Annotated in this window: 10 protein-coding genes; 6 read left to right on the top strand and 4 right to left on the bottom strand. The window is 68.1% G+C overall.

The genetic code is table 11. The features are described from left to right. Nucleotides 1–24: 24 nt before the first annotated feature. Nucleotides 25–792, bottom strand: coding sequence for a DUF3667 domain-containing protein (locus BM436_RS18240; RefSeq protein WP_371859652.1), 768 nt, complete (start codon nt 790–792; stop codon nt 25–27). Between the two features lie 322 nt (nt 793–1,114). Here BM436_RS18240 and BM436_RS18235 point away from each other — a divergent pair, with 322 nt between their 5' ends. From BM436_RS18235 to BM436_RS18225, 3 genes are read left to right on the top strand one after another with little or no spacing between them, the layout of a single operon-like run. After that, nucleotides 1,115–1,372, top strand: coding sequence for a hypothetical protein (locus tag BM436_RS18235; RefSeq protein ID WP_093556953.1), 258 nt, complete (start codon nt 1,115–1,117; stop codon nt 1,370–1,372). A gap of 29 nt (nt 1,373–1,401) precedes the next feature. Then, on the top strand, nt 1,402–2,700 hold the full coding sequence (locus BM436_RS18230) for a PQQ-dependent sugar dehydrogenase (RefSeq protein WP_093556952.1): 1,299 nt from the start codon (nt 1,402–1,404) through the stop codon (nt 2,698–2,700). 30 nt (nt 2,701–2,730) lie between these two features. Next, entirely contained in the window at nt 2,731–3,306 is a 576-nt protein-coding gene (locus tag BM436_RS18225) for a PRC-barrel domain-containing protein (protein ID WP_229490456.1), read from the top strand. 82 nt (nt 3,307–3,388) lie between these two features. On the opposite strand, the gene BM436_RS18220 is transcribed toward BM436_RS18225, so the two are convergent. Further along, a complete protein-coding gene (locus tag BM436_RS18220) occupies nt 3,389–6,943 on the bottom strand; it encodes an indolepyruvate ferredoxin oxidoreductase family protein (RefSeq protein ID WP_443094104.1) in 3,555 nt (1,184 codons plus the stop codon). Between the two features lie 146 nt (nt 6,944–7,089). On the opposite strand from BM436_RS18220, the gene BM436_RS18215 reads away from it, so the two are divergent. Together BM436_RS18215 and BM436_RS18210 are read left to right on the top strand one after the other, a co-directional pair. Further along, nucleotides 7,090–7,557, top strand: a complete 468-nt coding sequence (locus BM436_RS18215; RefSeq protein WP_093556949.1) for an Lrp/AsnC family transcriptional regulator — start codon at nt 7,090–7,092, stop codon at nt 7,555–7,557. A 101-nt stretch (nt 7,558–7,658) separates the two neighbouring features. Continuing rightward, nucleotides 7,659–10,013 carry a glycoside hydrolase family 31 protein gene (locus BM436_RS18210; protein ID WP_093556948.1) on the top strand — a complete coding sequence of 785 codons (2,355 nt, stop codon included), beginning with the start codon at nt 7,659–7,661 and terminating at the stop codon, nt 10,011–10,013. A 63-nt stretch (nt 10,014–10,076) separates the two neighbouring features. On the opposite strand, the gene BM436_RS18205 is transcribed toward BM436_RS18210, so the two are convergent. Continuing rightward, on the bottom strand, nt 10,077–12,104 hold the full coding sequence (locus tag BM436_RS18205) for a phosphocholine-specific phospholipase C (protein WP_093556947.1): 2,028 nt from the start codon (nt 12,102–12,104) through the stop codon (nt 10,077–10,079). 115 nt (nt 12,105–12,219) lie between these two features. Here BM436_RS18205 and gloA point away from each other — a divergent pair, with 115 nt between their 5' ends. After that, nucleotides 12,220–12,630, top strand: a complete 411-nt coding sequence (gloA, locus tag BM436_RS18200) for a lactoylglutathione lyase (protein WP_093556946.1) — start codon at nt 12,220–12,222, stop codon at nt 12,628–12,630. Between the two features lie 102 nt (nt 12,631–12,732). Here the strand turns inward: gloA and BM436_RS18195 are convergent, their stop codons facing one another. Next, nucleotides 12,733–14,043, bottom strand: a complete 1,311-nt coding sequence (locus BM436_RS18195; RefSeq protein WP_093556945.1) for a TolC family outer membrane protein — start codon at nt 14,041–14,043, stop codon at nt 12,733–12,735. Nucleotides 14,044–14,059: the final 16 nt, after the last annotated feature.

Raw genomic sequence — 14,059 nt, 5'->3', positions numbered from 1 at the left:
TCGGTAGCCCGCTCAGTGGCCCGCTCAGTGCCCCGAAGTCGCGCCGGCCCCCATGGCCAGGCCGATGGCGACCGCCAGCGAAATGCCGTGCGCCAGCATCAGCACGCTCCAGCGCAGGAAGGTGGTCAGCTTGCCGCTGTTGTACACGCGGCGCATGGCCCACGGCAGATAGCCGATCAGCCAGCACACCAGCGCGAAGGTCAGCAATCCGTGCGGGCTGAACAGGATGCCGGTGAACATCACGAAGGCGAACGCGCTGGTGTGCAGCGCGAACAGCAGGTGCTCACCATAGCGCCGGCCCGAACCGATGTACAGCAGCTTCAGGTATAGCGCGAACAGCGGCATCAGCGCGAACATCGCGTAGGGCCCGTACTTGAAGAAGCCGTAACGCAGCATCTCGCTCTTCTTGTGGTCGGGCTGCGCCTCGAAGTACTCCCATTGCCTGGTCAGGAACGGCGCCTTCTGGCGGATGCGGTCGCCCAGCTCCTCGACCTCGCCCCGCTCGTTGACGGTCCTGCCCTGGCTGATGATCTCGCCGCGGATGTCGGCGGCCTCCCTCTCCGCGTTGCGCACCGCTTGCGCGGCGACCGGATTAGCGTCCGGCTGGCCGAGCTTGACGGGCTCGGCGCCGCTGAAGTTGAGCAGCGCGAAGAACAGGATGCTCAGCGACAGGTAGAGGCGCAGCGGCTCCACATAGCGTTTGCGGCGGCCGCGCATGTACTCGATGGTGAGCAGGCCCGGGCGGAACAGCAGCCGCGAGACCGTGCCCCACAGCCGCCCCTCCAGCGCCACGTAGTGGCCGATGAACTCGTGCGCGAATTCGGCGAAGCTGGGCGCGTGCGCGTGCGTTTCCTGTCCGCAGTTGTGGCAATAGTTGCCGCTGACGGTGGCGTCGCAGTTGGGGCAGATGGCGGGCACGGCGTGCAGCTCGGCGGATTCTGGCTTCATACGGCGGGACTCTTTCTCGGGAAAAACTGCATTCGCAAGCATGGAATGTTACCCGAGTTCATGTCCAATTTCATGCCCATATTCCACCTTTTCAAACCCATTCAATTGCGCGACTCCGTTCACGGGCGCGGACTATGATGGCCGCGAGCAGACTAGAGAGGCAACCATGGTTACCGAAGCCAAAGACCGCAAGATCAACACGGACCAGCCGGCGCGCAGCGACGGCGGCAAGCGCCTGCCGCACGAGCGCGACGAGTCGCCCGAGGGCCATCCGCCCAAGGAGCGCAGCGTGATACAGCAGGCCGCCAGCGACATCGAGCAGGGCCTGGTGGACACCGACCTGCACGGCGTGCGCGGCGTGGAGAAAGTGCAGCCGCGCCCGCCCGCGCAGGCCAAGCCGCAACCGGGAAGCAAACGCGACTGACCGAAGGACCCACCCACGGAGAGCCCCGCATGAAACGCATCCTCGCCTGCACCATGCTGTGCGCCATCGCCCACGGCGCCGCCGCCCAATATCCCACCGGCTACGGCCCCAACCCGGCGCTGCCGAAACCGGAGAAGAAGCTGATCCCCACGGTGAACGTGGCGCCGGTGGAGCGCTTCCAGGGCGACGCGACGCCGATCGCGGCCGAGGGCTTCACGGTGAAGGCGTACGCGCGCGAGCTGGACCATCCGCGCTGGGTGTACGTGCTGCCCAACAGCGACGTGCTGGTGGTGGAGACCAACGCGCCGCCCAAGCCGGAGGACGGCAAGGGCATCAAGGGCGCGATCATGAAATCGCAGATGAAGAAGGCGGGCGCGGTGACGCCGCCGGCCAACCGCATCACCCTGCTGCGCGACATCGACGCCAACGGCGCGGCCAGGACACGCACCGTCTTCCTGCAGAACCTGCACTCGCCGTTCGGCGTGGCGCTGGTGGGCAAGAGCCTGTACGTGGCCAACACCGACGCGGTGCTCAAGTTCCCCTACGAGGAGGGACAGACCGCGATCACCGCGCCCGGCGTGAAGGTCATGGACCTGCCCGGCGGGCCGCTGAACCACCACTGGACCAAGAACATCATCGCCAGCCCGGACGGCAAATACCTGTACGCCACCGTGGGCTCGAACAGCAACATCGGTGAGAACGGCATGGACAAGGAGGAGGGCCGCGCCGCCATCTGGCAGCTGGACCTGGCCACCAACAAGGCGCGCCTGTTCGCGACCGGCCTGCGCAATCCGAACGGCATGGCGTGGCAGCCGCAATCGAAGGCGCTGTGGACGGTGGTCAACGAACGCGACGAACTGGGCAACGACCTGGTGCCCGACTATCTGACCTCGGTGAAGGAGGGCGGATTCTACGGCTGGCCGTACAGCTATTACGGCCAGACCGTGGACACGCGCGTCAAGCCGCAACAGCCGGACCTGGTGGCGAAAGCCATCGCGCCCGACTATGCGCTGGGCGGGCACACGGCGTCGTTGGGACTGGCGTTCTACGAGGGCAAGCTGTTCCCGGCGAGCTATCAGAACGGCGCTTTCATCGGCCAGCACGGTTCGTGGAACCGCAAGCCGCACAGCGGCTACAAGGTGGTGTTCGTGCCGTTCGCGAACGGCCAGCCATCCGGGCCGCCGCGGGACATCCTGAGCGGCTTCCTCAACGCCAACGGCAAGGCCCAGGGCCGGCCCGTGGGCGTGGCGATCGACAAGGCTGGCGCATTGCTGGTGGCGGACGATGTGGCCAACATCGTCTGGCGCGTCACGCCGAAGGGAAGCTGAACCGCCGGCATCACATTACTCAAGGAGACTATGATGAGCTATCTGGACCGAGACACCTTTGGCATCTACCGCGACCGTGACATCGACGACGGGCCCGGCCCGCGCCTGATGGGCGCGGACACCCTGATGGGTGAGGATGTCTACAACCGCATGGATGAGGACCTGGGAGACATCAAGGAAATCATGATCGACATGCAAAGCGGACGCATCGCCTACGCGGTGCTGTCGTTCGGCGGCATCCTGGGCATGGGCGACAAGCTGTTCGCCGTGCCATGGCAAAGCCTGGAGCTGGACACGGTGAACAAGCGCTTCATCCTGGACATCAGCAAGGAAAGGCTGGAGAGCGCGCCGGGCTTCGACAAGGACCGCTGGCCGGACATGGCCAGCGCCGAGTTCAGCACCCAGATCCACGGCTTCTACGGCACCCAGCCGGACGCCGGCTACCGCACCTCGACCGGCAGCGTGATGGGCCAGGGCACCAGCACGATGCAGAGCGGCGGCAGCGGCTACCAGGGCGGCCAGGGCAACGTGGGCCAGGGCGGCGGCCTGTCCAGCCAGAGCGGGCGGCTGGATGACGACGACACCTACACCGGCAAGAAGTACTAGTTCGCGGGCGCTGGCCAGCCCGCATCCGGCGGAATAGCGCGTGGCGCTACTCCGCCCTTGCGGGATCGGCCGGTGATTACTCTCAGGCGCGCCTCATCATCGTGACGGTGGCGGGGCGCGCCTTCATTTGCGGGCGCAGCGTTTCGAGTTCGCGCAGCGCCTGGTCCATCGCGGCCAGTTTCACGTGGCCGTAGCCGCGCACCTTGTCCGGCACCTGCGCCAGCTTCAGCGCCACCGGCTTGTTGTCCGCGTTCAGCCCCGCCGCCAGTTCCTCCACCAGCGCCATGACCTGGTCGCGCCACGCGCGCTCGCGCCGGCGCTCCTCCGTGTAGCCGAACACATCCAGCGCCGTGCCGCGCAGGCCCTTGAACCTCGCCAGCGCGCCCATCACCGGCATCAGCCACGCGCCGAACGCGCGCTTGGCCGGAATGTCCGTGCCCGGCTTGTGCTTGGGCAGCAGCGGCGGCGCCATGTGGAATTGCAGCTTGTAGTCCCCTTCGAACTGGCCGGCGATCTGCTCGCGGAAGGACGGATCGGCGTGCAGGCGCGCGACCTCGTATTCATCCTTGTACGCCATCGCCTTGTACAGGCTGCGCGCCACGGCCTTGCTCAGCGCCAGTCTCGAGTCCGGCCCCTCCAGCGCGCGCTCCTTTTCCTCCACCAGGCGCACCAGCGCCTGGTAGCGCTCCGCGTAGCGCTGGTCCTGGTAGGCCGTCAGCAGGCCGGCGCGCAGCGCCACCATCTCCGGCAGCGAATTCGGCGCGGCGAACTGGATCACCTGCGCCGGCTGCGCCAGGCGGTCGATGGCGGCGCCGTCGGCGGCGGCCAGGCGGCCCAGCATGAAGGCGCGCTTGTTGAGGTCGATGGCGACGTTGTTCAGCTCGATCGCGCGCATCATCGCGGCCAGCCCCACCGGCACCAGGCCGCGCTGCCAGGCGTAGCCCAGCATGACGATGTTGGCGGTGATCTGCTCGCCCAGCGCGCGGGTCGCCAGGTCGGCCGGGTTCAGCGTGTAAGTTCCCTCATCGCCGGACGCGTGGCGTATCTTCTCCAGCAGGCCTTCCTTGTCCACGCCGGCGTCCGGATCGCGGGTGAACTCGGCGGTCGGCGTCTCGCGGTCGTTGGCCACCACTCGCGTGTGGCCCCGGCGCATGACGGACAGCGCGTCCGGCATGGCGGCCACCACCAGGTCGCAGGCCAGCACGGCGTCCGCCTGTCGCAGGTCGATGCGCACCTGGTTCAGCAGCGCGGGCGAGGCGGCCACGCGCACGTGCGACATCACGGCGCCGCCCTTTTGCGCGAAGCCCATGAAGTCCAGCGCGGAGGCGCCCTTGCCCTCCAGGTGCGCCGCCATCGTGATCAGCGCGCCCAGCGTCACCACGCCGGTGCCGCCGATGCCGGCCACCAGCATCTCGTGGGGCTTGGCGAAATCATAGGCCGGCGGCAAGGGGTGCGGCGCCAGCATCTCCTCCAGCTGCGCCAGCGACACCCTGGCGGCGGCGGGCTTTTTCAGCGTCCCGCCCAGCACGGACACGAAGCTGGGGCAGAAGCCCTCCACGCAGGAGTAGTCCTTGTTGCAGGACGATTGCTCGATGGCGCGCTTGCGGCCCAGCTCCGTTTCCAGCGGCAGGATGGACAGGCAGTTGGACTGCACGCCGCAATCGCCGCAGCCTTCGCAGACGGCGGGGTTGATCATCATGCGGCGCGCCGGGTCGGGAAACACGGTCTTGCCGGGCTTGTTCTGCTTGCGGCGGCGGCGCTTCTCGGCGGCGCAGGTCTGGTCGTAGATCAGCACCGTCACGCCCCGGATCTCGCGCAGCTCGCGCTGCACCAGGTCCAGCTCGCTCCGGTCGCGCACCGGCACGCCGGCCGGCAAGGTCACGCCCTCGTAGCGCGCCGGATCGTCCGTCACCACCACCACCCGCGCGGCGCCCTCGCTCGTCACCTGCTGCGCGATCTGCGGCACGCTCAGGCCGCCGTCCACCGGCTGGCCGCCCGTCATGGCGACGGCGTCGTTGTACAGGATCTTGTAGGTGATATTGGTGTTGGCGGCGATGGCCTGGCGCACGGCCAGGTAGCCGGAGTGGTAATAGGTGCCGTCGCCCAGGTTCTGGAACACGTGCGGCTCGCCGACGAAGCGGGAGGCCGCCACCCAAGTCACGCCCTCGCCGCCCATTTGCGTCAGGTTGAAGGTGTCGCGCTCCATCCAAGTCGCCATGAAGTGGCAACCGATGCCGGCCAGCGCGCGGCTGCCCTCGGGCAGCCTGGTGGAGGTGTTGTGCGGGCAGCCGGAGCAGAAGTACGGCGTGCGCTTGACCGCGTCCGCGCCGTTGGACAGCGGCTCGGCCGCGCAGAACGACGGCAGTTGGCGCTCCAGGCCCAGTTGCGGCATCAGCGGCGCCAGCCAGCGTATCAGCGCGGGCGCGATGCGCGACGGGCGCAGCTCGCCCAGCGCGGACAGCAGCGGTTCGCCGCCGGCGTCGGTCTTGCCGAGGATGACGGGCCGGGTGGTGGCGGGCAGGTTGTACAGCATGCCCTTGAGCTGGTCCTCGATGACGGGCCCCTTCTCCTCCACCACCAGCACCTGCTCCAGGCCCTCGGCGAAGGATAGCAGCCGGCCGCGTTCCAGCGGCCAGGTCATGCCGGGCTTGTACAGGCGGATGCCCAGCTGCTCCATCAGGTCGAAGCCGACGCCCATGCGCTGCAGCGCCTCCAGCAAGTCCAGGTAGGCCTTGCCGGCGCTGATGATGCCCAGCTTCGCGGCGGGCGCCTTCACGACCAGCTTGTCGATGGAATTGACGCGGGCGAAGGCTTGCACGGCGTTCAGCTTGGCCGCCAGGCGCCGCTCCAGCGCGAGGCTGGGCAGATCCGGCCAGCGGTAGTGCAGGCCGCCCTCCGGGTAGCGGTAATCGGTGGGCACCAGGTAGTCGTGCGGCGCGGGCAGCTCGACCACGGCGCCGCCCTCCACGGTTTCCGAGATGGCCTTGAAGCCCACCCAGTTGCCGGAGAAGCGCGACAGCGCCCAGCCGTACAGGCCGAACTCGAAATACTCCTCGATGTTGGCGGGATTCAGCACCGGCATGGACCAGGCCATCAGCGCCTGCTCGCTCTGGTGCGGCATCGACGACGACACGCAGCCGTGGTCGTCGCCCAGCACCACCAGCACGCCGCCGTGCGGCGAGGAGCCGTACACATTGCCGTGCTTGAGCGCGTCGCCGGAACGGTCGACGCCCGGGCCCTTGCCGTACCACATGGCGAACACGCCCTCGACCTTGCGGGTCGGGTCCGATTCCACCTGCTGCGTGCCCAGCACGGCGGTCGCGCCCAGGTCCTCGTTGATGGCGGGCAGGAACTCGATGCCGCGCTCCTTCAGCAGCGGGGCGATGCGCCAGGCCTCCTGGTCCACCGCGCCCAGCGGCGAGCCGCGGTAGCCGCTGATGAAGCCGGCCGTGTGCAGGCCCTGGCGCTCGTCGACGGTTTTCTGCATCAGCGCCATGCGCAGCAGCGCCTGCGTGCCGGTGATGAAAACCCGGCCGCTGTCGCGGCGCATATTGTCATCCAGCCGGTAGGCCGGGTCGGCCAAGGCCGGTTGTTCCGGTGTGGGGGCCAGCCCGCCGGCGTCGTTCATCGAACCCATTTTTATCTCCGTTTCCAGCTTGTATAGGCAGGCACATCGCCTGTAGTATCAGTGGGTAAATGGTAGGGTTCGGGGTGGGAAATATTATTCCTGTATCAAGGGAAAAGCCCCCCGGAAAAGTACAGCATTCTTATTTTTGGGCTTACATGGAAAATTCCACTTTTGACGCGGCGTCGCTCAAAATACTTAGCGAATTGCAACAAAACAGCCGCATCTCGACCAACGAGCTGGCCGAGAAAATCGGCATGTCCGCCACGCCGTGCTGGCGCCGCCAGAAGGAACTGGAAGAGAAAGGCGTGATCAGCCGCTACGCGGCCATCGTGGACCGGCGCAGGGTGGATTTGTCGCAGGTGTGCCTGCTGCACATCTCGCTGACGCGGCACGACGCCGGCGTGGTGGCCGGCTTCGAGAACGCCATGCAGCTCAGGCCCGAGGTGATGGAATGCTACGAGGTCACCGGCACCTCGGACTACATGGTGAAACTGGTGGTGCGGGACATGAACGCCTATCACGACTTCCTGCACAACGTGCTGCTCAAGCTGCCCGGCGTGTCGAACGTGAACACCAGCGTGGCGCTGCGCGAAGTGAAATACGAGACCGCGCTGCCACTGTGACGGGGCCCGGATACTCGAATTGGTATCGATAACACAAAAACCGTGATTGGACCGCGGACAGCGGCTCGGACATACTAGGCTCCAATAAAATTGGAGACACCATGGCTCGAACCCTGCTCGCGACACTGATTTCACACCTCTTTTTACCGGCGGCCCTGCTCGCGCCGGCGTTCGCCGCCGCCGACGACGCCTCGGCCGCCACGGCCAGCCTGGCCGTCGCCGGCGTGGAACGGTCGGCGGCGGGCATCAGCGTCCGGACGGCGGAAGGCACGCTGTCGATCGAGCCGCGTTCGGAGCGCGTCATCCACGTGCGCTACCACCGCGACAAGGATTGGGCCGGCTCCTACAACCCGGCCGTCATCGCCAAGCCTTCCGCCGTGGCGTGGACCACCTCGTCCACCGCCGACACGGTCACGCTGGCGACGGCCGCCGTGCAGGTCCGGATCAACAAGGCCAGCGGCGCCATCGCCTTCCTGGACGCGGCGGGCAAGCCCGTGCTGGAGGAGGCCGGCGCGCGTCCGCGCGTGCTGCCGCCGCGGGAAGGCGGCGCCCTGAGGCAGACCTTCGCGCTGCATAACGAGGACGCGGTCTACGGCCTGGGCCAGCACCAGAGCGGATACCTGGACTACCGCTCCAACACCGTGCGCCTGCAGCAGGCCAACCGCGACGTGGGCGTGCCCATGCTGGTGTCGTCCAAGGGCTACGGCATCCTGTGGAACAACGCCTCGGTCACCGAAGTGGATGTCGCCATTCCGCAGAGCGCCGAACAGCTGGTGTTCCGCTCCGAGGCGGGCCACGGCATCGACTACGATTTCATCTACGGCCCCACCATCGACCAGGTGATCGGCGGCTACCGCGCGCTGACCGGGGCCGCGCCCATGATGGCGCGCTGGACCTGGGGCCTGTGGCAATCCAAGGAACGCTACCAAACGCAAGAGGAACTGCTGTCCGTCGCCAAGCGCCATCGCGAACTGGGCATCCCGCTGGACGCGGTGGTGCAGGACTGGCAGTACTGGGGCAAGGACGGCTGGGGCAGCCACGAATTCGACGCCGCGCGCTTCCCCGACCCGGCCGGCATGGTCAAGGCGCTGCACGCGGCGAACACCCACGTGATCATCTCGGTGTGGCCGCGCTTCGACCTGGGTCTGAAGCACCTCGCGGAACTGGACGCCGTGGGCGCGGCCTTCCCCACCGTCTACCCCAACGTGTACCCGGCCGGCCAGGGACGCTGGTACGACGCCTGGTCGCCCGCCGGCCGCGACGTGTACTGGAAGCAGATCATGCGGCGCCTGGGCCGCCTGGGCTTCGACGGCTGGTGGCTGGACGGCGCCGAAACGGAACTGGGCGGCGACTGGGGGCAGTTGCGGCAGGTGCGCACCGCGCAGGGGCCGGGCGCGGAGGTCTACAACTCCTTCCCGCTGCTGCACACCACGGCGGTGCACGACGGCGCCCGCCGCGACATGCCGGAAAAGCGCGCCTTCATCCTGACCCGCTCGGCCTACGCCGGCCAGCAGCGCAACGCGGCCATCACCTGGTCCGGCGACACGCATGGCGATTGGGACACCTTCGCGCGCCAGATCCCGGCCGGCCTCAATTTCAGCCTGAGCGGCATCCCCTACTGGTCGGCCGACATCGGCGGCTTCTTCGGCGGCAAGCCGAGCGACCCGGCCTACGCGGAACTGTTCACGCGCTGGTACCAGTTCGGCGTGTTCAACCCCATGTTCCGCGTGCATGGCACCGGCGAGGGCAAGGAGATGTGGCGGTTCCCCACGCCGACGCAGCGCGTCCTGCTCGATTACGACAAGCTGCGCTACCGCCTGCTGCCCTATATCTATTCGCTGTCCTGGGACGTGACGCGCCGCGACGGCAGCATGATGCGGCCGCTGGCGATGGACTTCCAGGGCGACCGCAACGCGCTGTCCATCAAGGACCAGTACATGTTCGGCAAGGCGCTGCTGGTCAATCCGGTGACGCGGCCGGCCACCGAGCAGCGCATGGTCTACCTGCCGGCCGGCACCGCGTGGTATGACTTCTGGACCGGGGCCAGGCTGGAGGGCGGCAGGCACGTGGCGGCCAAGGCGGACATCGCCACCATCCCCGTGTATGCCCGCGCGGGCGGCATCGTGCCGCTCGGCCCCGTCAAGCAGTACGCCGACCAGGCCAGCGGCGAGCCCGTCGAACTGCGCGTCTATCCGGGCGCGGACGGCCGGTTCGAACTCTATGACGACCAGGGCGACGGCTACGGCTACGAGCAGGGCCAGCACGCCACCACCATGCTGGGCTGGGACGACAAGCGGCGCGTGCTCACCATCGGCGCGCGCCAGGGCAGCTTCCCCGGCATGAGCGGCAAGCAGCGGTTCAAGGTGGTGTGCGGCGCCGGCACGGCCGGGAAAGGCGGACAGCTGGTCGACTATGCCGGACAGGCCGTGTCGGTGCCGCTGCCCGTCTGCCGCTGAGCGCGGGCTTGGAGGCGCCGCTGGCCGCGCCAACGGCCGCGCCGCCTGGCCGCGCGGGCCGGCTCAGGCCTCGCCCATCGCGGGGTCGCTGACGCCGTCGCGGCCCGTCTCCAGGCGGCCGGCGAAGCGCCGCAGCCAGTCGCCGCTCTGCACGCTGTAGTCGTACCAGTGGCGCTGCGCCTCCAGCGGCAGCAGGATGCGCGCGCTTTCGCCCGGCGCCAGCGTGCGCAATTGCACGGGCGCGTCGCCATAGGCCAGCTTGCGCAGGGCCACCTCGCGGGTGGCGACGCCGTCGTTGCGCAGGGTCAGGCGCAGGCCGCTGCCGTATCCCTCAAGCGACATCGCTAGCGCCCCGCCCTGCCCGCCCACCGCTCCCTGCAACTGGCGGTGGAAGCCGTTCGGTCCCAGCACCCACAGGTCGTATTTGCCCTGGTCGCGCGGCACCGGCGTCCACACGTCCGACAGCGACTTGCCCGCCTCCACCGTGTAGCGGCGCGGGAAGCGCTCCAGGTGCAGCTTGTCGTACACGTGGAACACCGCGCCCGCCGCGCCGGTGTTGAGGAAGCGCAGCGACACGGCGGCGTCCATCACGTCGGACGCCACCTCCAGCCGGTACGGCAAGGCGCGCGACGGCCGCTCGCCTTGCGGCTGGCGCGGCGCGCGCTGCCCGCTTTCGGCCGGCACGTCGATACCGACTTGCGCGCGCTGCTCCCGGCGCCACGCGTCGGCCCAGGCCTGGTCGCGCGGGACCAGCGCCGGCGGCGCCGCGTCGGGCGTGCGGAAGTCGAAGCAGCTGCTCAAGTCCCCGCACACGGCGCGCCGCCAGGGACTGATGTTCGGCTCCTGCACGCCGAAGCGCGTTTCGAGGAAGCGCAGAACCGAGGTGTGGTCGAACACCTGCGAATTGACCCAGCCGCCCTTGCTCCACGGCGAAATCACCAGCATGGGCACGCGCGGCCCCAGGCCATACAGCTTGCCGTCCGAATGGCACTCGGCGGCGTAGTCCACGGTGGACTTGCCCGCGCGGCTGCCGTCGCGGTTCTCGGCCGGCGCGGCGGGTGGCGGCATGTGGTCGAAGAAGGCGTCGTTCTCGTCGTACATTTGCAGGAACACGGTCTTGCTCCAGACGACGGGGTCCGCCAGCAGCGCCTCCAGCACCATCCGCGTGTAGGCGCCGCCCTGCACCGGCGTGGACGGCCCCGGATGCTCGGAATACAGGCGCGGCGCGACGATCCAGCTCACCTGCGGCAGCCGGCCCGCCACCACGTCGTCCCTCAGCCCTTGCAGCTTGGCGTCGCGCAGCGTGGTGTCCAGCCCCTTCTCTGCCAGCGCGTGCGGCCGGCTCAGGTGCGCCTCGCGGAAGTTGCGGAACACCGTCAGCAGGTTGCAGTCGTAGTTGTCGTTCATGTCCTGGTACACCTTCCAGCTCACGCCGGCCTGCTCCAGGCGCTCGGCGTAGGTGGTCCAGGTGAAGCCCTGCTCCGGCGGCCCCAGGCCCTCCATGCGGTTGTCGATGGCGGGACCGCCGTAGCGCCCCGCGGGATCGTTGGTGCCGGTCAGCAGATAGAGGCGGTTCGGATTGGTGCCGCCCTGCAGCGAGCAGTGATAGGCGTCGCACAAGGTGAAGGCGTCGGCCAGCGCGAACTGGAACGGCAGTTCCTTGCGCGTGTAGTAGGCCATGGAGGCGTCGGTCTTGGAACGCGGCCAGAAGCCCATGCGGCCGTCGTCCCAGGCGGCCTGCGCGTCCGGCCAGGTGTGCGGCAGGTCCAGCGCGCACTGCGCGTTGCCCGCCTCCTGGTCCAGGTGATAGGGCATGACGGTGCGGCGGCCGTTGTTCTGCTGCCAGACGGTGCGGTCGCGCAGCGGAATCGTGAAGCGGTCGCCGAAGCCGCGCACCCCGGGCAAGGTGCCGAAATAATGGTCGAAGGAGCGGTTTTCCTGCATCAGGATGACCACGTGCCGCACGTCCTCGATGGTGCCGCTGGCGCGGTGCGCGGGCACGGCCAGCGCCTGCCGCAGCAGCGGCGGCATGGTTCCCATCAGGCCTGCGGCCAGGGCCTGGCCCAGGAAGCGGCGGCGGTTTTGCGGCACGTCTGTCTCCTCGATTCATGCGATGAGTTAACGTTGCCACATCCAGCCGGCGTGTCAAACGGATTTCGCGCAAAGCGCATACAATGCCTTTTTTGCCCACTGACGAAAGTACACCATGCGCATACTGCACACCATGTTGCGGGTCGGCGACCTGCAGCGCTCCATCGATTTCTACACCAAGGTGCTGGGGATGAAGCTGCTGCGCACCAGCGACAATCCGGAATACAAGTACACGCTGGCCTTCCTGGGCTACGGATCGAACCCGGAGCACGCGGAACTGGAGCTGACCTACAACCACGGCGTGGACAAATACGAGATGGGAACGGCGTACGGCCACCTGGCGGTGAGCGCGGAGAACATCTACGCCGCCTGCGACGCGGTGCGCGCCAGCGGCGGCAACATCACGCGCGAGCCGGGTCCGGTGAAGGGCGGCACCAGCGTGATCGCCTTCGTGACCGATCCGGACGGCTACAAGATCGAGCTGATCGAACGCAGCTTCGACGGCCAGGGCGGCGGCTTGCGCTAGAAAACCGGGGATGGCTTCCGTAGGGCGGCGTAAGCGAAGCGCAGGCCGCCGGATGCGCGCCGGCCCGCGCGCTTCCGACTACCGGGGCTGATCGCCCTCGCCCTATCTCACCAGCAGTTCATTGATCGGCTGCAGGTCCGCTTCCTTCAGCGTGCCGGCGGCCGCTTTCAGGCGCAGGCCGTTCATGATGGTCTCGTAGCGGGCGCGGGACAGGTCGCGCTGGGTCGAGTACAGCTGGCGCTGGGCGTTCAGCACGTCGATGTTGATGCGCACGCCGACCTGGTAGCCCAGCTTGTTCGAATCCAGCGCCGATTTGCTCGACACCTCCGCCGCCTCCAGCGCGCGCACCTGCGCCAGACCGCTGTTCACGCCCAGGTAGGCGGTCCGCGCGCCCTGCGACACCGCGCGGCGGGTCGCCTCCAGGTCGTTGCGGGCCTTGTCTTCCAGCGCGATCGATTCGCGCACCTTGCTGGTCACGTAGTAGCCGCTGAAGATCGGCACGGTCCAGGTCACGCCGATCTGGCCGACCTTGTTGATGCCGCTGGCGGTGGTGCTGTCGCGGCCCTTGCTGGCGGTCAGGTCCAGGGTCGGCAGGTGGCCGGCGCGCTGGCGCGAGATTTCACGCTTGGCGATTTCCAGGTTCAGCCTGGCGCCCACCACGGAGTAGTTCGACTCCTCGGCCGACGCGATCCACGGTTCGATCGCGGCCGGTTCCGGCGACGCGATCTTCACGCCCGGACGCAGCGTGGCCAGCGCGCCGGCCGGCTGGCCGATGATCTGCTGCAGCGCGCTGCGCCTGACCTCGAGGTCGTTGATGGCGGCGTATTCCTGCGCCACCACCAGGTCGTACGCCGCTTGCGCCTCGTGCGTGTCGGTGATGGTCTGGGTGCCGACCTCGAAGTTGCGCTTGGCCGAGGCCAGCTGCTCGGTGGTGGCCGATTTCTGCGCCTGGATCGAGGCCAGGTTGTCCTGCGCGGTCAGCACGTCGAAATAGGCCTGCGCCACGCGGGTGATCAGGTCCTGCTGGGCCTGGGCGAACGCCGCCTCCGTGGTCGCCTGGCTCAGCTTGCTCTGCTGGTAACTTTCCCAACGGTCCCAGCGGAACAGCGGCTGGGTCAGCTGCAGGGCGTAGCGGTTGTTCGAGCTGTCCAGCGAACGGTCGGTCGCGAACGCGCTCTTGGAATCGAAATCGCCGCTGCTCTTGGTGCTGGAACCGCCCAGGCCGATGACCGGCAACAACTGGGAACGCCCCTGCGTCGTCCGCTCCTGACCCGCAGCAAGTGCAGCGCGCGCGCCGGCGAACGTGGCGTCGTTGGCGAGCGCCTGCTGATACACTTGGATAAGGTCGGCCGCCTGTGCGTTCATGGTCAACAGCGCGCTGCTGATCAGCAAGGCGATAAGGGGTTTCTGCATTGCGTTCTCCGTTGGA

This window comes from Pseudoduganella namucuonensis, assembly GCF_900116645.1.
Classification (GTDB): Bacteria; Pseudomonadota; Gammaproteobacteria; order Burkholderiales; family Burkholderiaceae_D; genus Rugamonas; species Rugamonas namucuonensis.
The sequence above is the reverse complement of the archived record's forward strand: the minus strand, read 5'-3'. Positions and strand labels throughout refer to the sequence as shown.